17 protein-coding genes are annotated in these 21,627 nt (G+C 45.2%); 7 read left to right on the top strand and 10 right to left on the bottom strand.

The annotated features are described in order from the left end of the window. On the top strand, window positions 1-1,264 hold a 1,264-nt coding region (locus B5F71_RS09410), incomplete at its 5' end, for a response regulator (protein WP_143269874.1). Window positions 1,265-1,307: 43 nt separating this feature from the next. Here B5F71_RS09410 and B5F71_RS09415 read toward each other — a convergent pair. From B5F71_RS09415 to B5F71_RS09440, 6 genes are read right to left on the bottom strand one after another with little or no spacing between them, the layout of a single operon-like run. Continuing rightward, window positions 1,308-2,405 (bottom strand): thioredoxin family protein, encoded by a 1,098-nt coding sequence (locus B5F71_RS09415; RefSeq protein ID WP_022038830.1) that lies wholly within the window; start codon window positions 2,403-2,405, stop codon window positions 1,308-1,310. 33 nt (window positions 2,406-2,438) lie between these two features. Then, window positions 2,439-3,986 (bottom strand): PKD-like family lipoprotein, encoded by a 1,548-nt coding sequence (locus B5F71_RS09420; protein ID WP_087209625.1) that lies wholly within the window; start codon window positions 3,984-3,986, stop codon window positions 2,439-2,441. Window positions 3,987-4,011: 25 nt separating this feature from the next. Then, window positions 4,012-4,842 (bottom strand): DUF4843 domain-containing protein, encoded by an 831-nt coding sequence (locus tag B5F71_RS09425; protein ID WP_022038828.1) that lies wholly within the window; start codon window positions 4,840-4,842, stop codon window positions 4,012-4,014. A 5-nt stretch (window positions 4,843-4,847) separates the two neighbouring features. After that, window positions 4,848-6,380, bottom strand: a complete 1,533-nt coding sequence (locus tag B5F71_RS09430) for a RagB/SusD family nutrient uptake outer membrane protein (RefSeq protein ID WP_087209628.1) — start codon at window positions 6,378-6,380, stop codon at window positions 4,848-4,850. 24 nt (window positions 6,381-6,404) lie between these two features. Next, window positions 6,405-9,746 (bottom strand): SusC/RagA family TonB-linked outer membrane protein, encoded by a 3,342-nt coding sequence (locus B5F71_RS09435; protein ID WP_022038826.1) that lies wholly within the window; start codon window positions 9,744-9,746, stop codon window positions 6,405-6,407. Window positions 9,747-9,763: 17 nt separating this feature from the next. Beyond that, on the bottom strand, window positions 9,764-10,939 hold the full coding sequence (locus B5F71_RS09440) for a FecR family protein (RefSeq protein ID WP_022038825.1): 1,176 nt from the start codon (window positions 10,937-10,939) through the stop codon (window positions 9,764-9,766). Window positions 10,940-11,083: 144 nt separating this feature from the next. Here B5F71_RS09440 and B5F71_RS09445 point away from each other — a divergent pair, with 144 nt between their 5' ends. From B5F71_RS09445 to B5F71_RS09455, 3 genes are all read left to right on the top strand, one after another. Continuing rightward, window positions 11,084-11,647, top strand: a complete 564-nt coding sequence (locus tag B5F71_RS09445; protein ID WP_022038824.1) for a sigma-70 family RNA polymerase sigma factor — start codon at window positions 11,084-11,086, stop codon at window positions 11,645-11,647. Between the two features lie 15 nt (window positions 11,648-11,662). Then, window positions 11,663-12,745: a glutamate 5-kinase gene (gene proB / locus B5F71_RS09450; protein ID WP_022038823.1), complete on the top strand. Its 1,083-nt coding sequence runs from the start codon at window positions 11,663-11,665 to the stop codon at window positions 12,743-12,745. An 87-nt stretch (window positions 12,746-12,832) separates the two neighbouring features. After that, window positions 12,833-14,605 carry a helix-turn-helix domain-containing protein gene (locus B5F71_RS09455; RefSeq protein ID WP_087209635.1) on the top strand — a complete coding sequence of 591 codons (1,773 nt, stop codon included), beginning with the start codon at window positions 12,833-12,835 and terminating at the stop codon, window positions 14,603-14,605. 47 nt (window positions 14,606-14,652) lie between these two features. Here B5F71_RS09455 and B5F71_RS09460 read toward each other — a convergent pair whose 3' ends face one another. Together B5F71_RS09460 and B5F71_RS09465 are read right to left on the bottom strand one after the other, a co-directional pair. Further along, window positions 14,653-14,994: a hypothetical protein gene (locus tag B5F71_RS09460; RefSeq protein ID WP_158098069.1), complete on the bottom strand. Its 342-nt coding sequence runs from the start codon at window positions 14,992-14,994 to the stop codon at window positions 14,653-14,655. Between the two features lie 139 nt (window positions 14,995-15,133). After that, window positions 15,134-15,982 (bottom strand): hypothetical protein, encoded by an 849-nt coding sequence (locus B5F71_RS09465; RefSeq protein ID WP_087209641.1) that lies wholly within the window; start codon window positions 15,980-15,982, stop codon window positions 15,134-15,136. A gap of 280 nt (window positions 15,983-16,262) precedes the next feature. On the opposite strand from B5F71_RS09465, the gene B5F71_RS09470 reads away from it, so the two are divergent. Beyond that, a complete protein-coding gene (locus B5F71_RS09470; protein WP_013617872.1) occupies window positions 16,263-16,820 on the top strand; it encodes a cupin domain-containing protein in 558 nt (185 codons plus the stop codon). A gap of 111 nt (window positions 16,821-16,931) precedes the next feature. Then, window positions 16,932-18,587 carry an AMP-binding protein gene (locus B5F71_RS09475; RefSeq protein ID WP_022038819.1) on the top strand — a complete coding sequence of 552 codons (1,656 nt, stop codon included), beginning with the start codon at window positions 16,932-16,934 and terminating at the stop codon, window positions 18,585-18,587. Between the two features lie 72 nt (window positions 18,588-18,659). Here B5F71_RS09475 and B5F71_RS09480 read toward each other — a convergent pair whose 3' ends face one another. Continuing rightward, on the bottom strand, window positions 18,660-18,911 hold the full coding sequence (locus tag B5F71_RS09480) for a type B 50S ribosomal protein L31 (RefSeq protein ID WP_022038818.1): 252 nt from the start codon (window positions 18,909-18,911) through the stop codon (window positions 18,660-18,662). Between the two features lie 432 nt (window positions 18,912-19,343). Here B5F71_RS09480 and B5F71_RS09485 point away from each other — a divergent pair, with 432 nt between their 5' ends. After that, the gene (locus tag B5F71_RS09485; protein WP_022038817.1) at window positions 19,344-20,348 is read left to right on the top strand and encodes a class II fructose-bisphosphate aldolase; all 1,005 of its coding nucleotides are present in this window, start codon (window positions 19,344-19,346) and stop codon (window positions 20,346-20,348) included. Between the two features lie 309 nt (window positions 20,349-20,657). On the opposite strand, the gene B5F71_RS09490 is transcribed toward B5F71_RS09485, so the two are convergent. Next, window positions 20,658-21,623 (bottom strand): lytic transglycosylase domain-containing protein, encoded by a 966-nt coding sequence (locus B5F71_RS09490; protein WP_087209663.1) that lies wholly within the window; start codon window positions 21,621-21,623, stop codon window positions 20,658-20,660. Window positions 21,624-21,627: the final 4 nt, after the last annotated feature.

Below are 21,627 nucleotides of genomic sequence, written 5' to 3' on the forward strand. Positions count from 1 at the left end.
TGAAGTTTACGTAAATTTTCTATTTCTGATGTCGACAACTGCATTTCCATGCCGTAAAGATACAACTTTTAAACGAATTATTCGCATTTCACTTACTTTTGACTATAAATATACTCCTGACGGAGGACGTGTAACAGTGATGATGGAATACATAGAAGAGGAAAATGAATGGATGGAAATAAAAGTGTCGGATACAGGAATCGGCATTCCGGATGCAGACAAACAGCATATATTCGAGCGTTTCTATCAGGCCGCGCATAAAGGAATGGAAGAAACTACAGGAAACGGTATCGGATTGAGTTTAGTGCACGATTTCGTACAACTGCATGGGGGAAGTGTGGAGGTGTTCGACAATATAGGGGCAGGGACGGTCTTTGTGGTTCGTCTGCCGGTGAGACATGTGGATGTGGCTGCTGTATTGCCGGAACCGCTTGTTGTCCTTCCGGAGTCAGAGAAAACAACAGAAGCGATGGCGGAGCAGACAAGCCGGAAGGAATTTCCACTTTTATTGGTTGTCGATGATAATGCTGATTTCCGTATGTTCATGCAGCACAGTCTGGAATTGCAGTATCGGGTGAAACTGGCATCAGACGGAGAGGAAACATGGAATATGATGCAGGATGAACTTCCGGATCTCGTTATCAGTGATGTGATGATGCCGGTCATGGATGGAATCGAATTGTGCAGGAGGATTAAGGCAGATAAGCGGACCGCCTATATACCTGTTATTCTGTTGACGGCGAGACAGGCAGTAGAAGCAACAGTGAAAGGGTTGGAAATCGGTGCGGACGATTATGTCACCAAACCGTTTAATATGATGGTATTGGTGTTGCGCATACGCAAGCTGATAGAGCAGAGTCGTTACCGTCATGCTACTCATGCTGTCATTGATCCAACTCCAAGTGATATTGTCATTACGTCATTGGACGAAAAATTGATAGAGAAAGCTATAAAGTATGTGGAGGATAATATTTCCCGAAGTAACTTTTCGGTAGAAGAATTGAGTCGTGGATTGGGGATGAGCCGTGTGCATCTGTATAAAAAACTGTTGCAGATAACCGGTAAGACTCCTATTGAGTTTATTCGTGTCATTCGTTTGAAACGAGCCGCCCAACTGCTGAGGGAAAGTCAACTCCATGTATCGGAAGTAGCTTATGAGGTAGGTTTTAATAGTCCAAGGTATTTTAGCCGTTATTTTAAGGAAGAATTCGGAATGTTACCTTCTAAATATCAAGAGAAAGGAGGGATAAACAAGTCTTTCTGACAATCGGAAAGACTTGTTCCCTCCTTTTTATTGATAAATCTTCTTAGTGCCCTTCTCCTTCCAGTTGAACAATCTGATAGGCAGCGAAGACCAGATCATTGGCTTCCATGTCAGCAAGCAATCCTCGCAGGAACCGGGAAGCCTGCTGACGCAACACATCGTCTTGCCCTTCGAACCATAGACTGAAATTACTGATGAAGATGCTTTTCAGGTTTTTGTTCAAGATGGGATAGGTCTCTTCGCAGAGTTTTAAAAAAGCGTTCATATCACCCTGTGCATGACATTCGATGAGGCTAAAACAAGGGTCATACCGTTTGTCTGCATTCAGTCCCAGTTCATTAATTTGTTGTTTCAGGGTCTGATATGTTTGGGGCTCGTATGCCGTGTTGCCACTCAGGTAATTGTATATTTCCATATAATATAGTCTCTCGATGGTTTGATTCACTTCTTTCCGACTTTGTTCATCGAAGTCGTTCCGATGTGCTACCATATATTGAGCGATTTCATCGTTGACGGAACGGACGTAGTCGGTATAGAGGAACAGGTTTTCTCGAGACAATTTTCCGGTATCTGTCAGTTCATGGAAATAATCGTGTACCATTGTATCTATTTGGTCAAGCAAGGGCTTTTTGTTGCGTTGCTTTTGCACTTCAGCTTTCAAGTAGGCTACATAGGACGAAATGAGACCGGGCGTGCGTTCGCCTGCTTCATAGCGTGCCTTCATGCGCTCGGGTGTTCTTTCCGGGTCAATCATCCGGTCTATTTCGTCAATGAATTCTTTTGCTTCTCCTCCTCCCACTTTAGTGAATATGACCTTTTTATCTGCATCAATGGCGATAAACGTTGGATAAGCTTTTATTTGATAGAGCTTTGCCAGCTCCTTGCCTTCTTTCTCAGCATTGAGCTTGATACAGACAAATCGCTGGTTCATATAATCGCCTACTTGTTGTTGAGGAAAAATTTCACGTGCCATTCGTCTGCAGGGACCGCACCAGTCGGTGTAGAAGTCGATGAATACGAGTTTGTTTTCGGCCTTGGCCGCGGCAAGGGCTTCATCGTAGGTGATGGAGCGGAAATTGGTTTGGGCAAATCCCGGCACCCCCAACAGGGCTGCCAGGATAATGAGGATAATTGTTCTCATATCGTCATGTTAAATTTTAAAGTTTGTTGATTATCAGTCGGACAAAGGGAAAGGATTCGGTTCGAATGCCAACGTCATGGCTGCGGCTATCACGGGCGAGACGAAACGTACGCACTTTACTTTTCCGGTGCCGGATGCAGTCTTGGTAGCGGCGTTGATGGGCATACCACCGTTCAGTCCGTCGTAGAAATAAAGTTTGTAAGTGTCGCCTGTCTGAGTTCCTACAATCAGGTTATCGAAGTTGTAGTCTGTACTGAGTGAAGAAAAGTTCAGCCATTGATTGGTGAGGAATGTGACATCTTCGCCCGAAGGAATGCCGGGTAAGGGAACGTTTGTTTCCGAGCCGTCTGTCAAGCTATGCGCATATACTTTCCCGTCATCGATGCAATAAATGTAGGAAGCAGAAATACCATTTCCGCTTTGCACGGTGCTATGTGCCAGGTGGGAAGACGGGTCAATCTGGATGGCTTCGTCTACATATTGGCTGCTGGTTGTCTTGAGCAAATAACGGTTGCCTGTCGAAGGCTGTTCGCATAAGAACCAGGCTACGGTGCCTGCCGTAAGGCTTACGCAGGAGGAAATGCATTCCAGGTCGTCGGGGTATTCCACACCTTCGGCGGGTTCGAGTGGAGTAGATCCCATGCCGTTGTAGTCTACCAGCATCAGTTGATGGTCTGCGTTGTCCCAATAGATGTATCCCATGATGGCATTGATGACTTGTACATATTTGCTGCCCGTAGCGCCTACCGGATAACCGAATTTTCCGGCGCTACCGCCATAGCTTGTCATGGTGACATAATAACGTACACCGGAGTTGGAGAAATAAAAGTTACCCGTCGGTCCGGTTACCAGTGTGCCCGGACGTTCGGATGCCGGCATCGTTCCGCTATAGAACAGGTTATCGTTGTTGAATATCTCCTGCATGTCTTCGGTGCGATATCCTTTGAGCTTGCCGGCATCGCTGATGGCGAACAGCAGGTTGGTGGTGGCGGTTTTGTTTGTTTCGGTATCGATGTATGCGCCGCTATACATCATCACGAGATTGTGGGGCTTTCCTTGCATGGGGGCACCCGATAAGGTGGAAATCAGGTCATGAATCATTCCGTCATCGTTCATCATGTCTAATTCCGTAGTTCCTTCGGATGTTTCTTTGAGGATGTAGAAACCTTTCGAGAACGACGTGGTGGTGTGGATGGTTGATTCTACAATCTTGGCATAGCCTGTTTCCGTATTCGTGACTTCGAAAACAAGAGTATAGGTGCCCGAAGGCAGATTGACTTCGTAATCCACTTCTTTGCCCGTGGCTATTTGATAATCTTTGTACGGACCGTTACTGCCTTCGTTGGAATACAGATACCAGGCGTATGCCAATTGGTCTTCGGAAAGCGATGTGATGACCGTGGGATGGATTAAATCTTTGAGGTTGATGCCTTGATAAGAAGCCACGTTGATGTCTTCCGCCAGTCCTTTTACTTCGATTTCGTTGAGTTGTCCGGTTCCCATGGATGAGTTGTCTTCCGTACAAGCCGACCAGCAGCAGAGCAAGCCGACCATGAGCGAGATAAATATTGTTTTTTTCATTTGTCGTAATGTTTTTAATCGTTGTTTAAAAAGACATGGGTTCAAATTTTACGGGGTCACCGTTCGGTTCCCGTAAGATATCTTCTCCTTGTGCCTGACGTTCGGCGTTGAGTTCATCCAGTTTTTCCTGGAAATACGAACGTAAATAGGAGAGATAGGTCGGGTCACCCTCTGCCAATTGCTTGATATAATCATCGTCCCACGGCTCACCGGTCCACTGAATCATTAATTCGTGGATGGTTTCTGAATATTTGACGAAGTTGTAGTCCCAATAATACATGTCCCATTGCGAAGGTTTGGTCAGTCGGCTGGAGATGTGAATCGTGTGGGTGTTATAAGCCGGATAACCGGGCTTGAAAATGCCGTTGTCTTTGAATGTTACCCTCAATGCCACGTTCTTTTCATCCAAAGAGGGGTCGCGTAGCAATACGATGGGAACTTTGGTTCTCGTAGCTCCTGCCGGGACATAACTTTGGGTCAGCAATGTCGGATCGTCAAAGGGTACGAAGTGTACGCCCGGAATCGCCTCGGCTTCTCCGTTTTCCTCCAGCTCTTCCGCCTTGATGGTGTCTTGCTGTAGTTCTACGGTACGGTCGTGGTCGGACAGAAATCCCATGGTTTCCACTTCCAGCCATACAGTGTCTTGTTGTAAATCGATTCCCAATGAGGCACTACGCATGGCAAATGAATAATAAGAATCGTCTTGCATCAATTCCTCCCGTGTATCCCAGTCGATATAACGGAAATTGAGCCAGGCATCGTTGTCGCTGTAAGGCTTTAACTCTTTCTCGCAAGCGGTCAGAAAAGGCATGCATAAGAATGCCATTGATAATTTGAGTATGATATGTCGTTTCATAAGGCTTATTCGGTTTTGTTTATGTCGTTAGGATTGTATTCCGTTGTGGGCAATGGTATCACATAGTCTTCTTCTTCGATGGATACAGGTTGCTCGGAAGCACTTTGCATGTTGCCCATGATGCTGGTGGCTTTCAGACGCTTGTAGGTGTAAAAGAGCTGGCCTTCGGCAAAGAATTCACGTCGGTATTCCGGTATCATGTAGTCTGCCACTTCATGCAGGGAAGTGAAGTCAGGATCGGTCGGGACTTCGTGTGCCAGACGATAGTCGTAATACAAATCGTTGGCTTCTGCTAACGAAGTGGAGCCTTCCATCGCGATAAGGTAGACTTCGGACATACGCAGCATAGGGATAATCTGGCATCCGAACATCTTTTGGTCTTCGGTCATCTCGTCGTCGTCCCAATAATACTTGGTGGTCACGATTGTTGTTTGGCCATATTGGTCTACAGCTTTGTCATTCCAGCAGTTCTTATAGCGGTTGTGTGTGGTTGTATTTTGGCCGCTATACATGGCATTGAATTTTTGCGGAGTGATGCCCAGACTGGTCAGGTTGCTGAAAGTGGTGGAACCACCTACCAGAAAGTCGCGTGAATAATCCATCACGTCCCATTTGCTCAGGTAGAACAGGCACTCGGAGGGACAAAGCTTGTAACCTTGATTGAAATTTTCACTTCCGCTCAGGGTCATGACCGGTGCACCATCGATGGTGGCATTGATGATTTCACGTGCGATTTCCGCCGCTTGGGCTTTGTCGCCAATGTAAAGATACATACGGGCTTCCAAGGCTCTGACTGCCCAATAGTTTAACCGTGACTGGCGATAGAGCATATTGTCGTCTACTATGGCACTATAACTGTCGTTCAGCTCTTCGAACGAATGCGTCATGACTGGGTCATTTTCAATCAACAGTTCTTTGGCTTTTTCTATGTCGGCTTTCAGCTTTTCCACGTAAGCGTCAAAATCATAATAGGAAGGCATTTGGTCAATGCCCGTGGTTTCGGAGTAAGGCAATTCCGTATGAGTCGTTCCGCCCGGCACTTCGCCGAACAGGCGTAACACATCCAGCTGGCAATAGGCGCGCATGGCATACGCTTCGCCCTGGATGGTGTAACGTATAGCCGGGTTGAGGATGACGTCGCCTCTTTCATCGATGTTCTTGATAATCATGTTGGCTTGCGCAATGACATTGAACAACTTGGCATAAATGGTTTTAACGGCAGCCTGGGCGTAGGCTACATTGTCATATTCGTGCTCCATCAGGTAATAGTCTTCGTAGCGGGAGGTCCCCGTTTCGGTGAGCAGCCATTGGTGTGCCAGCGATTCGATGTTGGTCATCGTCAGCCGTTCGCCATAGATATCCCGGCTTGCCATTTCCATATAAGCACCTACCAGCGCATCGTAGAATCCTTGTGAGGTGGCGAACTGGTCTTCATCTTTCTGCTCTGTTTCGGGACGTACGTCCAGCCAGTCGTTGCACGACGAAAGACCGAAAAGAGTCATTGTTACTAATGATATCAGTAAAACTTGTTTTTTCATATCCGGAAAAATTTAAAATCATGATTAGAATAAAAATTTCACGCTGCCTTGAATATTACGTGCATATGGGTCGTTGATACCACGTTCTTCCTTGATGCTTCCCCAGTGGAAGAGGTCGGACATATTCACGGCAAAGGTAATGGACTGTACTCCGGCATATCTGCGAATCCAGTCACTGTCCCAACGATATTGGAGACTTACGGATGACAATTCCAATACATTGTCATCCATGACGAAGCGTGAAGAGGCTTGTGTGGTATCGTAACTGAACCCTTTAAAGAAAGTCACATCGCCGGGTTGCATCCAGCGGTCTGTCAGGGCACGTCGGTCTACATTGGATGTTCTCAAGGTAGAGATAGGTACTTCGACGCGGTCTACCAATGTTGAATTGTAGCGTTTTCCTCCCCAATAGTAGTTGAATGAGACATTGAGTGTAAACCCTTTCCACATAATCATGGTGCCGAAATTACCATGATAAGGTTGATAGCCCGGTCCTAAATAAACCTTATCGCCTGCTTTCCATCGGTCGGTGATGTTGCCGTCCTTGTCCAGGAAGATTTCCCGGCCGGTGCTGGGGTCAATGCCTAACGAACGAACGGCATAGATGCCGTTTTGCGGGCGTCCTTCGTAGAACAAGTTTGCCACTTCATAGTTCTCGTCTTGCAGCATGGCTTCGTTTTGTTCTTTAACTGCATCCGATAGTTCAGAAATCCAGTTTTTGTCGTATGCCAACTGTCCACTCAGAATCCAGTTGAATTCCCGATGCGGCTCACGAATAACGTAAGCCGTCAACGATGCTTCGAAGCCTCTGTTCTTGACTTCACCAATGTTGGCAATGTAAGAAGGAAAGCCCATTGAAAGTGGAGTATACATGGCTGAAAGCAGGTTGGAGGTAGTTTTGGTATAGAAATCAAATTCTCCCCGGATACGTCCGTTCCATAAACCGAATTCTGTACCGACGTTGAATTCTTTGGTCGTTTGCCAGGTTAGTCCCGGATTGCCCCATTCCTGCAGGGTAGCTCCGTTCCAGTTCATGTATTTATTTCCTGTCTGGTAGGCATAAAGGGTAGCAGCACCCGAGCCGGAACCTTGTTGCGAACCAGTTTCGCCATAAGAAGCTTTCAGACGGAAGATATTCAGTACAGGATTGCCTGCCAGGAATTTTTCATTGTGCAGGTTCCAGCCGATACCGGCACTCCAGAAAGGAGCATATTTCTTGTCTGTTCCGAAAGTAGAGCTGCCATCTACACGATAAGACAAATCCACATAATAACGACCGTCGTAAGTGTAGTTGACATTCCCTGTCAGTCCCAGACGGCGGGTGCGGTTTTCTGTTCCGGACGGGATTCCGTCTTGAGCATACTGACGGGCATTCCCTAAGAAGTTCAGTTGTTCGTTGGAGAAACCTTCCACCTTGAACAGGTAATCATATCCATTCGTTTCGTTGATTGAATAGTCTAAACCGACATAAAGCTGGTGTTTGTCCAAGAATGTATTGGAATAGGAGAGAGTCACATTCCCATTGTAACTGTAAGATCTGCCTGTTCCGTATGTGTAAGACCCCCGGCGGAAATAACCGTCACCTGTGGCAAATTCGTTGGCCGTAGCTTCATCGGAGGTAAAATAAGAGTCTTTGGGTGAAAGGAAGTTATCGCTATGATTAGTTGTGGTCGTGATACCAAATTGTCCCCGCAGGATCAAACCTTTCAGGATGTTCCATTCTGCAGCAAAGTTGTTGGTAAGCTCCTCATAACCGTTCTTGTCGAATGAACCTAAGCTGGCATCGTATAACGGATTGGAGCTGCCTCGTCCTTGACTGGAGCCATAGAAGCCTTCGAAAAATTCCACGATTTCTCCATTTTCATCGTAGGGCATGTTATAAGGTTGTTGGGCTACGTAGTCGCTGAATGAACCATAGTTGCTTTCTGTAGCGCGTACCATACTGTATGAGGTATAGTTCTTGAACGTGAAGTTTTTTACTTTATACATCAAGGTGATACCTCCGGTGAACGTGCGGCGTGAGTTGTTCTTCATGGCACCTTCTATGTCTTTATAGTTAGCTGTAGCACTCCAACGGAATTCTTCGCTACCTCCTTCCAGACGCAGGTTGTAGTGTGAACCTACGGCGTTTCGTACCGGCTTGCTGAGCCAATCGGTCGTTTGTCCGGACTGTACGCGAAGGAGACGTTCGTTGTAGATTTGCTGGTAAAGGCGGTCTTCGTCCGTATCGCTTGAATTGTATAAGCCTAACGAACGTTCCAATTCCAGCTTTTCGGCAGCATTGAGGTAGTCGTATGAGCTGAGATCCGGAATATTCAGGTCAATTCCCACTTCGGCATTAACACGTAATTTACCTGCTTCCGGTTGCTTGGTTACGACAACGATGACACCGTTCGAACCGCGTGAACCATAAATGGCCGTGGCTGCTGCGTCCTTTAAAATGTTGATTGATTCGATTTCCTCATCGTTATAGTCCATCAGGCGTTCGAGTGAAATCTCGAATCCGTCCATGATGATGAGGGGTGTATTGACGGCATTGGAAGCATTTTCGTTGAATTCTTGTACACTCATCGGAAGCGATGAATTGCCACGGATGGTAATCTGTGGAAGGTTATTCGGGTTACTACCTACCAGGTTGTTGACAGCAAAGTTCAGCGAGGCATCGATGTTTTTCAATGTCTGCAACAGGTTTTGTCCACGATAGATGTTCAATTCTTCATTGGTGATGGTAGATACGGCACCGGTATAGCTTTCGCGCGCTTTCTTGAAGATACCGGTCACTACGACATCTTGAAGCATGTGGGAATCGCTTTCCAGCACGATGTGCATGTTTTCGGTGGCATTGGCTACCAAAGTCTTCATACCGATATAAGATACTTGTACTTTGAAGTTACCTCCGAAAGTATAATTGCTGATTTCAAATTTGCCGTCCATGTCGGTCACCGTCCCGAAAGCTGTTTCTTTACCCTGTTCGTCCAGAAGACGTACAGAGGCTCCGATTACGGGAAGATTGTCTTCTTCGGAGATAACCGTACCGAAGATGCGATGGGTGGTTTTCTCGTTCAGTTTGCCTTTGCGGATAATCACGGTTTTATCCACGATTTCATAGGTAAGTCCGGTTCCTTTTAGCACTTGGTCAAGTACTTCCTCCAGTTGCTTGTCTTTCAGTGTGCAAGTGATTGGCTTTACTCCTTGTAGAATTTGTTTTTGGTACACAAATTCATACGATGTCTTTTCCTTTAAGTCGGAAAAGACTTTCTCGATAGGTGTATTCTTATACACGGTGTCGATGTCTTGTGCCGATACCGGCATGCCTAAGATACCCAGTAAAATGAGACTGAGTAGTCTTCGTCTGCTACTGTTCATAGTTAGTCATTTTGTTATTAATTAATGGAAATGATAATTTTTTCTTCTTTTACGCCAAATTTGATTCCTCCGCTTTTCTCCAGGATGGATAATACTTCCGACAAGTTGGCATAACGTGGTGCACTGCCTTTGAACACGATGTCTGCCAGTCGTTCGTCTTCGAATGTATAGTCGAATTTATACCAGCGTGCCAGGGTCCGCATGATTTGTGCCAAGGTTTGTTCTTCGAAAGAAAATCGGCCGGTGTGCCAGCTGGTTGCGGCCTGGGTGTCTACGCTTCGGATACTGGTTGAAAAATCTTTTTTGTGGAATATAGCTTGATGTCCAGGAGTCAACACCAGTTCGGCTTTGCTTCCGTCAAGAGGTTGCAAAGCGATGCTTCCGGAAACGAGGGTGGTGTAAATTTGTTTGTCTTCGGTGTATGCGTGAATGTTGAATTCCGTACCGTATACCCGCACGGTCATATCGCCCGACTTTACGTAGAAAGGGCGTAAGCTGTCTTTGGCTACTTTGAAGTATGCCTCACCGGTGAGAGTTACGCGTCGGTCACCGGTATTGAAATTATCTGGATAGATGAGTTGTGATTCGGCATTCAACCATACTTCAGTGCTGTCTTCCAATACGATTTTGAATTCCCCTCCCCGTGGAGTCGTAAGCTTGTTGATACGTGTACGGTAATCGTCTGTTGCTTTTGTGGAAATTTGTTGTTGTGCAATGAGGCGCATATTGTTGGCCGAATCTGCATCGAGCTTGATTTCTGTTCCGTTATCGAGAGTTAGTGTGGCTTGTGTCTTACCTGCGGTGATGTCGGCCATTTCCAGTTGTCGGGCCAGTGTAGGTGGCTCTTCTTCGGGATGGAAAGATGTGTTTATGAAATAGCCAATACACAACATGGCTGCAATGGATGTGGTCGCGATTAATGCAATGAGTTGTCCCAGCCGGCGTTTGGGATGTTTGCCCTGTTGGATACGTGCTTGCATATCCGTCAATGGACGATTTGTATCAATGAGGTTCAGCCGTCGGTATTCATGTTCCAGAAAGCGAATGTCGGTCAGACGTTGGTATAGGGTCTCGTGCTGAGGACTGGCTTTTCGCCAGGCTTCCAACTCAAGTTCCTCTTCCGGAAGAATCGTTCCGATGATATGTTTATAAATGAGTTCTACAATTCGTTTATTTTCTACAGATGTCTTCATTTTAACCCTTTTTTCAATCATATTTTATAATAAAGACGCAACAGGAGAGAAAAAGGACAGTTTGAAAATCCTTTTTTTTATTGAAAAAATTATATAACGTTCGATGTTTTTTATATTTTTGCCCCTGTAAACCAAGAAATGAAGATGACAGACGAGAGGATATTCATAGACTTTCAACAAGGGAAAATAGATTCGCTATATGCAAATGTATATGGCAAATTGATTTTGTATGCTTCCCGGTGCTTGGGCGGAGACATGTCATTTATGTCAGAAGATTGCGTACAGGATGCCATTTATAAGACTTATCAGATGCGTGACACGTTTCGGTCGGCAGCAGCATTCAAGTCATATTTGTATGCATGTGTGCATAATCAGGCTGTTTCTATTTTGCGCCGGCAGATGGCACAGGAGAATTATCTTGCCAATCGTGAGGATGAGGATTTTCAGAATAGTCTGATTGAACAGGAAGTGCTTGATTTGCTTTTTGATTCGATTCGGGCTTTGCCGGAAAAATATCGTCATCTGTTCGAATTAAGTTTTGAACAAGGGTTAAAGAATGCAGAAATAGCCCGGTTGCTGGATGTATCCGAAAGTGCGGTGAAGAAGCAAAAGTCTACGATGATTAAACAGCTTCGGGACGAAATGTTCCGACGTACGGATAAAGACTATATGAAAGTGTTGTGCTTATTAGTGTGTACATTATTATAATTAAGGTATAGGAAAATGGAATATCAGTTTAAGCGGATAACGGTAAAAATAGGAAGCAATGTGCTGGCACGGAAGGACGGGACGCTGGACGTGACCCGTATGTCGGCACTGGTCGACCAGGTAGCAGAGTTGCACAAGGCAGGAGTGGAAGTGGTGCTGGTCTCTTCAGGAGCAGTCGCTTCGGGGCGGAGTGAGATAAAGGTTTCGCGTAAGCTGGACAGCGTAGACCAACGGCAACTGTATTCGGCCGTAGGGCAAGCCAAATTAATCAACCGTTATTATGAACTGTTCCGCGAGCACGGCATAGCCGTAGGGCAGGTGTTGACCACGAAAGAAAGTTTTGGCACACGCCGGCATTACCTGAACCAACGGCATTGCATGCAGGTGATGCTGGAGAATGGAGTGATTCCCATAGTCAATGAAAACGATACCATTTCGGTGACCGAACTGATGTTTACGGATAACGATGAGCTTTCGGGCTTGGTGGCTTCGATGCTTGATGCGCAGGCGTTGATTATCCTGAGCAACATCGATGGCATTTACAATGGTTCGCCTTCAGAGCCTGGCACTTCGGTGATACGGGAAGTAGAGCAAGGGAAAGATCTGTCCGACTATATACAGACCGAAAAATCCGGATTCGGTCGGGGTGGTATGCTTACCAAGACCACTATTGCCCGTAAAGTAGCAGACGAGGGTATCACGGTTATTATCGCCAATGGAAAACGGGATAATATTTTGACCGATTTGCTGGAGTATCCCGAAGACACGGTTTGTACACGGTTTGTGCCTGCATCCGAAGCTGTATCGAGTGTAAAGAAATGGATAGCCCATAGTGAAGGGTTCGCCAAGGGAGAGTTGCACTTAAACGCTCAGGCTGTAGAGGCATTAAAAGGCAAGAAGGCGGTAAGTATCCTGCCGGTAGGTGTAACATGCATCAAGGGAGATTTCGAAAAAGATGATATTGTGAGGATTATGGATGCCGGAGGAATACAGATAGGGGTAGGGCGTATCGGAGTAAGTTCGGCAGATGCCAGACTGATGTTGGGCAAACATGGAAAACGTCCGCTGGTGCATTACGATTATTTGTATCTGGAATGACAGATAATGTATGGATGAAATGCATTTGTTTTTTGCAGGCATTCTTTTTTTATCTATATTTGCCATTAAAATGTGGTTTTTAGAGACATGAAAATTATCTGTTTATTCCTTTTCCTATTGGGAGTGGGGCAATGTTGGGCAGTATCGGAGGTGCCCGATAGTGTCATCAGTTTTGAATACATACAACGGATTCATTTGCAGGAACCCAACCAGACATTACAACTGTTGGATTCCATCGAAGAGCATCATGTGCCAGGGTTACAGCCTTTCGAGATAGACATGTTGCGAAGCATGTGTTATGAGGTAAGGGGTGAATATCTGCTGGAGGAAAGATTTGCGCGGAAAGCTTTGGCTCAAGACTCTATACGGTTAGTTCCCATGCGGAAACTGAGAGTGCTGGCAATGTTGCTTACGACTTTGGTCGAACAGGGGAAAAACGAAGATGCTATCCGTTTCGGAAAGCAGATGATGGAGCTGGCACGTCAATTGGATAGACCGGATAAAGAGGCTAGCGTATATTTTAATTTAGGACGCATGCACCGGAATATGGAGCGGAGGGATGAGGCTCTGACATTTTACCGGAAGGGCATAAGTCTTATCGAAGATACCAAAAATGTAAGTGTCATGGCACGCCTTTCTACAGCTTATGGTGGAATGATGGGAATCTTTATTGATAGTGGTAATTATGAGGAAGCCATTAAAATAGGCAAACTGCGTGAGGCATTGATACGTCGCATGAGCAAGATGTCTGGTCCGCCTGCCGGATACATTGACCAGCAATATGGGTATTGTTATTCGAAAATGGCATACATTTTTTTACAGGCAGGTAAAAAGGAAGAAGCGGCTGAATATTACAATCGTTTTGAACAGACCGAAATGTCAAAGTCACCTTTCGGTGCCAGTGAGATTGTTCCATACTTGTTGGAGATGCGGCGATATGAGGAAGTGCTGCGTTTGAATACGGTTGATATGCTGGCTTACCGGCAGGGAGGAAATGGCAATGATACGTTAAACTATAATTATAGTGTGATATTAGACCGTTTTGCCCAGGCATATCGTGGGTTGAAACTTTATGAGAAAGCGGATGCCTACCAGCAACGGCTTACTGTGTTGCTCGATAGCATTTATAGCCGTGAACAGGCGAGTCGGGCACATGAGTATGCTACGGTTTTCCGCTTGCATGAGAAAGAATTGCAACTGGCAAATACGCAGGTTGAAGTGCAGAAGCGCAATTTCCTGATGGGTGGTTTATGTTGCTTATTGTTCTTTTTGGTAATCTTTTTAGTGATTACTTGCCGGAATCTGACTATTACCCGTCGGAAAAACCGCATAGCTGTAAAGCAAATCGAAGAACTGTTGGCACAACGTGAAGAATTGCATAAGGTTTGTTGGGGAAATCCTGAAGCATTGTTGGATGAAAAAGGGAAAAATCAGGAAAGCCAACCTGATGGAACAGGAATTTCGGACTCGGTATCGGATTGTGCAGATAACATCTCGATGGAGAACAGGCGTTTTTTACGTATGGAATATGCCGTAGTGAAAGACAAGCTTTTCCTCCAGCCCGATTTTGGCCGAGATGAACTGATAAGCTTGAGCAATATCAATAAGAACGATTTGCCGCGTATCCTCCGTAAGTATGCCAATGCAGATAATGTGAGTTCTTATCTGAATCGTTTGCGTGTGGAATATGCGATAAAGTTGATGAAAGAAAAACCGAACCTGTCATTTGATGCGATAGCCAAAGAAGCAAGTTTCAACAGTCATAGCACTTTTTACCGTGCTTTCTATAAGGTCTGCGGCATGACTCCGGCACAATATATGAAGGCATTCGGAAAAGAGAACGACTCTCAGTTTGAATGAAATCACACAAACAGAGAGTCGTCCGGATTCCGGTCGGTGTGCATAAATTACCGAAGGTCGATTTTCAGCAGGATATTTCCGTAAGAGATAATGTCGTCTCCCCAATTTCCTATAAGTCCTACTTGATAGCTGATTGTTAAGGTGACAGGCTCGGAAACACTGAGTCCGGCATCCCGTATTACCTGGTTATAATCGTATTTTTTCATGTTTTGGATGGCTTGGCTGCATGCCTGCATAGACATATCCCTGAGATCTTCGTCTGTAAGTTCGGCATGGTCGATGGTGATGGGGATAGAGTTATTTATCAGCTGTTGCTGGTCTTGGTATTCCAAGATGGTTTCAACAATGGCTGGGTCTATGGTCCAAGGAGAGTGTTCTTGGTATCTCACTGTAAAATTTGCAGTACTGCTTTCATCCGAAGAACAGGATGAAAAGATGGGTAACAAACAACAAATGAGAAGCATCATTTGTTTCATTCTTTGAATTTTTTGCTTTGTTTTCATACTTTTTATTTTAGGATTATTAATCTCATCTTCTGACGGTAACCACTAATGTGCTTCCGTTGTCTAATGCCGTTTTTATTTCTTTCTCTCCTTTTGTAACTTTGCATAGGCTTAATTCCTCTCCCAGTACTTCTTCTACTTTCAAACGGCCGATTTCAATCCGTGCCTCTTTCCCGGCAATCTCCTTTACCGAATAGACATCAAACTGCTGGCCTTTGTAAGCACTCAGCGAAGTGCCTAAATCAATGTATACCGTTTTTTGTTTTTCTTTTTTTATTTCACCCCGCTCTATGATAGTGGCATTGACGGGATACCTGGCATTGAAATAACCGGCAATGATTCCGGAAAGGTTACTGAGTGCTGCCGTCACCGCCTTGTCTTCGCTGGCTGTATCAGAACCACTGGCATTGAAAGTACGGCTGTCTTCCATCACACCGGTATATGCATTCTTTACATTAACGGTTACGCTTATGTTGGCTTCCACATTCGTATAAGGTGTAAACGCTGAATTTTTCAGCCTTTTCCGTTCTTTAAGCGAAGGACCGTTGGATGTAGCACTGATGCTGACAATGGTTCCGTCTGTGTAAAGAAGATTTTTGTCTTGAAGTTTTTCGTTTTGAAATGTTTTCCCGTCTATCACCTGCAGTCTGACTACATTCCCGAATCCTTTGGCGATACTTGCCCTTACATCATCGGCATAATCGGACAGCTGGGTGGTATTTTTCCCTTTTATAATTGATGAAGTGATATTTTTCAATACTTTGCCGGCATTGTCATTTTCTCCTTTCGGAGTGTAATTAAAGTGCCCTATACCTATTTTATAAATAGCGTTTCGTTCTACTTGTGCTTGTATGTCGTGTACAGTTGATAACATAAAGCATGTTGCCAATAAAAAAAGAAGTCGTAAATTCATAAGCCTACATTGTTATAAGATATTAATTTTTTGCAAAGTTATTGATTCTTTATATCAGACAAAGTGCTAAGAGTTACTTGTCGCTTTCACTTTGTCCGTTATTGTGTCTCATTTTGTCTAATGAAATGAGTAAGAGGCCTTTTTGACTTGAAGGCGTACTATTTTTATAATTTTTCCAATTTTCTGCCGTTCCTTATCAAAATCTTTCGTAATTTTGGCAAGAACTAACAGAATTATAGATATGGATGAACAGATAAAACAAATTGCCGAGCGTTTGCGGGGATTGCGCGACGCATTGGAGCTAAGCGTGGAAGAAGTGGCATCGGACTGTAAACTGACAGCTGAAGAATACCGTGCCCTTGAATCAGGAGAAAGCGACCTCTCGGTCAGTCTTTTGCAACGCATCGCCCACAAATATGGCATTACGCTAGATGAACTGATGTTTGGTGAGGAGCCGAAGATGAAATCGTATTTCCTTACCCGTAAAGGGACAGGAGTTTCGGTAGAACGTACCAAGGCTTATAAGTATGAATCACTCGCTTCGGGATTTAAGGACAGGATAGCCGACCCGTTTATTGTGACGGTAGAACCTAAACCCGAAGGTACTGCCGTATACTTTAACACACACGAAGGACAAGAGTTCAACTTAGTAATAGAAGGCCGCCTGTTATTGAACATCAATGGGAAAGAACTGATACTGAATCCGGGTGACAGCCTGTATTTCGATTCAAGCAAGCCGCACGGCATGTTGGCGCTTGATGGAAAAACCGTGAAGTTCCTTGCGGTAGTGATGCAATAAAATTGGTTTATATAATGGAAATTCACCACAGGGGACACAGGGTATCACAGAGGTTTTAAATTTTCCTCCGTATGCCTCTGTGTTCTTTGTGGTGAAAAAAACGAAACACGTATGTTAGAAAGATTTGTAAGTCAGACAACTTTCTCCTCGCAAGAGGATTTCATCAAGAATTTTAGAGTAAATGTGCCTGAGAATTTCAATTTCGGGTACGACATCGTGGATGCTTGGGCAGCAGAACGTCCGGAAAAGAATGCACTGTTGTGGACCAATGACAAAGGCGAATGTATCCAGTTCACTTACGCCGATTTGAAGAAATATACCGATATGACCGCTTCTTATTTCCAGAGTCTGGGAATAGGCAAGGGCGACAAAGTGATGTTGATATTGAAACGCCGCTATGAGTTCTGGTTTTCGATTATCGCTTTGCACAAGATAGGAGCTGTGGCGATCCCTGCTACCCACCTGCTGACGAAGAAAGACATTGTCTATCGGTGTCAGGCTGCTACTATCAAGATGATTGTAGCTGCGGGTGAAGGAGTGATTCTGAAACATATAGTAGATGCAATGCCTCAGTCACCCAGCGTAGAAAAGCTGGTCAGCGTAGGTCCTGAGTATCCCGAAGGATTTGAGGATTTTCATAAAGGCATCGAAAATGCTGCACCTTTCACACGTCCCGCGAATGTAAACACCAACGATGACATCATGTTGATGTACTTCACCTCGGGCACTACCGGCGAACCGAAGATGGTGGCACACGATTTCACCTATCCTTTGGGACATATCACTACGGCGAGCTTCTGGCATAACCTGCACGAAGACAGCCTGCATTTTACCATTGCCGATACAGGCTGGGGCAAGGCTGTATGGGGAAAACTGTATGGGCAGATGATAGCAGGGGCTAACATTTTCGTCTACGACCACGAGAAGTTTACACCTTCTGATATTCTGAAGAAGATTCACGATTATCACATCACTTCACTTTGTGCACCTCCCACCATTTACCGCTTCCTTATCCGTGAGGACTTGAGCAAATACGACTTGTCTTCATTGGAGTATTGTACCACGGCGGGTGAGGCGTTGAACTATTCGGTTTACGAAACCTTTTTGAAGATAACGGGCATCCGTTTGATGGAAGGATTTGGACAGACCGAAACTACCTTGACACTTGCCACTTTCCCGTGGATGGAACCCAAGCCGGGAAGCATGGGCGTGCCTAATCCTCAATATCAGATAGACCTGTTGAAGCCTGACGGCCGCTCTGCCGAGGATGGCGAACAAGGACAAATCGTGATACGTACCGACAAAGGCAAACCGCTGGGGTTGTTCAAGGAATATTATCGTGCGCCCGAACTGACCCGTGAGGCTTGGCACGATGGAGTATATTACACCGGTGATGTGGCTTGGCGTGACGAAGATGGTTACTATTGGTTTGTAGGACGTGCCGATGATGTCATCAAGAGTTCGGGGTATCGCATCGGTCCGTTCGAAGTGGAAAGTGCCCTGATGACCCATCCAGCCGTAGTAGAGTGTGCCATAACGGGAGTGCCTGATGAAATCCGCGGTCAGGTGGTGAAGGCTACCATTGTATTGGCAAAAGATTATAAGGCAAAAGCCGGTCCCGACTTGATAAAGGAACTTCAGGATCATGTGAAGCGGGTAACTGCTCCTTATAAATATCCGCGTGTGATAGAATTTGTCGAAGAATTGCCTAAGACTATCAGCGGGAAAATCCGCCGCGTGGAAATCCGGGAAAAGGACAATGGATAAATAAAACAAGACCGGACATCGTTGCTGGAATGCAGGATGCCCGGTCTTGTTATGGAACAAAATACGAAATTTTTATTTCTTAATGCGGTTGTAACGGCTCATGAACTTGTCTACACGTCCTGCGGTATCAACCAATTTTGATTTACCTGTATAGAACGGGTGAGAAGAACTGGAGATTTCCAACTTTACCAAAGGATAAGTTTCGCCTTCGAATTCGATTGTGTCTTTGGTTGCACAAGTTGAACGTGACAAGAACATGTCGCCATTTGACATGTCTTTAAATACTACCGGACGGTAGTTTTCAGGATGAATGCCTTTTTTCATTTCAGTATATACTTTTTATTGTTATTATTCAATGTTTTGTTGGTAACATCCGATTCTCTTTTCGGACATTGTTGTGTAATGGTTTGTTTCGGGTTGCAAAGATACGGCTTTTCTTTGAAATAGAAAAAGTTTTGGATGTTTTTTCACGAGAGAATTCGCAGATTTCTTGATTAAGGAGATGAAAACCGGAAATAAACAATGCTTTCTTTGTTTTTTATTCTTCAAAGGGGGGCAGGGTGTTTGGTTGTCAGCCGTTTGTTGTTTTTGCTACCTTCACTTTGCATCCTTGCTGATTCTTAAAAAAAACGTGTGAATTTTAATAAAACACCTTAACATGGATTGTTTTTTCGGGAAGAATGTGGTGGATTTGCCACATTTCTTTTTACATTTGCAATGGAATTAATTTCACTAACAATTATAAAACGTACAACAATGGTTAATTACAAAGACTTAGGCTTGGTAAACACCAGAGAGATGTTTGCTAGAGCAATTAAAGGTGGATACGCTATCCCGGCTTTCAACTTCAACAATATGGAGCAGCTGCAGGCTATCATCAAAGCTTCGGTAGAAACAAAATCTCCGGTTATCCTGCAGGTTTCTAAAGGTGCGCGTAACTATGCAAACCAGACCTTGCTTCGTTACATGGCTGAAGGTGCTGTAGCATTTGCTAAAGAATTGGGTTGCGAACATCCTGAAATCGTTCTTCACCTCGACCACGGAGATTCTTTCGAACTCTGCAAGTCTTGCGTAGACCTCGGTTTCTCTTCAGTGATGATTGACGGTTCTCACCTGCCTTACGAAGAAAACGTTGCTTTGACTAAGAAAGTCGTTGAATACGCTCATCAATATGATGTAACTGTAGAAGGTGAACTGGGTGTATTGGCTGGTGTAGAAGATGAAGTTTCTGCAGAACACCATACTTATACTAACCCTGAAGAAGTTATCGACTTCTCTAGCCGTACAGGTTGCGACTCGTTGGCTATCTCTATCGGTACTTCTCACGGTGCATACAAGTTCAAACCCGAACAATGCCACGTAGATCCGAAGACAGGTCGTCTGGTTCCTCCTCCTTTGGCATTCGACGTATTGGATGCTGTAATGGAAAAACTTCCGGGCTTCCCCATCGTATTGCACGGATCATCTTCAGTTCCTCAGGAATATGTGGATATGATCAACCAATATGGCGGAAAACTGGAAGCTGCTATCGGTATTCCTGAAGACGAATTGCGTAAGGCTGCTAAATCTGCAGTTTGCAAGATTAACATCGATTCTGACTCTCGTCTTGCCATGACAGCTGCTGTTCGTAAGGTATTGTTCGAAAAACCGGCTGAATTCGACCCGCGTAAATATTTGGGCCCGGCTCGTGACGAAATGGAAAAGATGTACAAACACAAAATCGTTAACGTATTGGGCTCAGACGGCAAGTTGGCTCAATAATCATTGCTTGTAAAAAGCATAAAAACTTTATACACCTATAACTATAAATGTGAGCCGCCCCTTCGTGATGGAGGAGCGGCTTTTTTGCATCATGCTAATCAGGATTGAAAAGGAGTTGGCAGAAGTTATCGGACACCGGGCTGGGAGTTATACCATGCGCGGTATGGATTTGTGTATTGCTCAGCACATTTCGTACCGCTTCCGTAGAGTGCACATCCTCTCTATCCTGTGGCATATACAAAATACATAAATGAATGCCGCGGGAATATATCAGCCATTTGAGGCTTGCATTTCAAGTAGGAAGAAAGCTTATTCTACTACCCATTTCGGGTCGTGCGGGAAGGTGACACGCGGATTGTAGTACATACCTTCTTTGTCAGGGATGCGGAGGTAGTACGTTTTCGAGCCGTGAACGTGCAGGGTACGTGAACGGAGCCAGGGATTCATGGTGCGCAGCAGGGCGTATGTGATGCCTTGGCTCTTGGCGAAACGGGGCAAGTCCTCGATGGTTTCTTCTACTTTGATTTCACGATAAGGGATGGGAGGATAGAGATCGGATGCGTGCAAGCGGAAACCAAAACGGGTGGGGTCGGCAAACAGCATTTTGGCTGCAAGGATGCGGTAAACATAGCGGGCAGTTTCTTCAACCAGTTGGAGGTCAAGGGCATCTTCTTCGTATTGCCGGTCGAGCTCACGCGAGATACGTCCTTGTCCGGCATTGTAGGACGCAGCTACACTTATCCAGCTTCCGAAACGTGCATAAGCTTGTTTCAGATAGCGGCAGGCGGCACGGGTAGATTTCTCTACGTGGTAGCGCTCATCGACTGAATTGCCTACTTCCAGTCCGAATTCGCGTCCTGTGGCGGGCATAAATTGCCATAGACCTGCTGCGCCGGCAACTGAACGTGCCAGTGGATTGTTGTTGCTTTCAATAGACATCAGGTATTTGAAATCATCGGGCACGCCGTTTTCGCGCAGGATCGATTCTACAATGGGAAAGTAGCGGTTGGCGCGTTTAATCATCTGCAAAGTGGTACTGTGCATATATGAAAAGGCTAGCAGTTCGCGATCCATACGTTCGCGGCGGTCAAAGCGGGCAAGCGAGATGGTTTCGCCACAGAAGGTCATGCTTTGTGGCACTTCGATGCAACTGTTGGACAATGTGGCAGAAGAGGATGGCTTTTCGGAGGTTTGTGCCCATAAGGATAGGGTACAGGCAACCAGTGCCAGAAAAAGAGCAGTCGCAGACAATCCGAAAGGGAATGATATTTTCATTTTC

The sequence above is a fragment of the Bacteroides sp. An269 genome, from assembly GCF_002159755.1.
Lineage (GTDB): Bacteria > Bacteroidota > Bacteroidia > Bacteroidales > Bacteroidaceae > Phocaeicola > Phocaeicola intestinalis.

Coding starts and splice junctions, on each gene's coding strand:
- B5F71_RS09415 (WP_022038830.1), bottom strand. CDS start 2,405: ATGAGAACAATTATCCTCATTATCCTGGCAGCCCTGTTGGGGGTGCCG.
- B5F71_RS09425 (WP_022038828.1), bottom strand. CDS start 4,842: ATGAAACGACATATCATACTCAAATTATCAATGGCATTCTTATGCATG.
- B5F71_RS09475 (WP_022038819.1), top strand. CDS start 16,932: ATGTTAGAAAGATTTGTAAGTCAGACAACTTTCTCCTCGCAAGAGGAT.
- B5F71_RS09435 (WP_022038826.1), bottom strand. CDS start 9,746: ATGAACAGTAGCAGACGAAGACTACTCAGTCTCATTTTACTGGGTATC.
- B5F71_RS09465 (WP_087209641.1), bottom strand. CDS start 15,982: ATGTTATCAACTGTACACGACATACAAGCACAAGTAGAACGAAACGCT.
- B5F71_RS09455 (WP_087209635.1), top strand. CDS start 12,833: ATGAAAATTATCTGTTTATTCCTTTTCCTATTGGGAGTGGGGCAATGT.
- B5F71_RS09445 (WP_022038824.1), top strand. CDS start 11,084: ATGACAGACGAGAGGATATTCATAGACTTTCAACAAGGGAAAATAGAT.
- B5F71_RS09490 (WP_087209663.1), bottom strand. CDS start 21,623: ATGAAAATATCATTCCCTTTCGGATTGTCTGCGACTGCTCTTTTTCTG.
- B5F71_RS09480 (WP_022038818.1), bottom strand. CDS start 18,911: ATGAAAAAAGGCATTCATCCTGAAAACTACCGTCCGGTAGTATTTAAA.
- B5F71_RS09440 (WP_022038825.1), bottom strand. CDS start 10,939: ATGAAGACATCTGTAGAAAATAAACGAATTGTAGAACTCATTTATAAA.
- B5F71_RS09485 (WP_022038817.1), top strand. CDS start 19,344: ATGGTTAATTACAAAGACTTAGGCTTGGTAAACACCAGAGAGATGTTT.
- B5F71_RS09430 (WP_087209628.1), bottom strand. CDS start 6,380: ATGAAAAAACAAGTTTTACTGATATCATTAGTAACAATGACTCTTTTC.
- B5F71_RS09420 (WP_087209625.1), bottom strand. CDS start 3,986: ATGAAAAAAACAATATTTATCTCGCTCATGGTCGGCTTGCTCTGCTGC.
- proB (WP_022038823.1), top strand. CDS start 11,663: ATGGAATATCAGTTTAAGCGGATAACGGTAAAAATAGGAAGCAATGTG.
- B5F71_RS09470 (WP_013617872.1), top strand. CDS start 16,263: ATGGATGAACAGATAAAACAAATTGCCGAGCGTTTGCGGGGATTGCGC.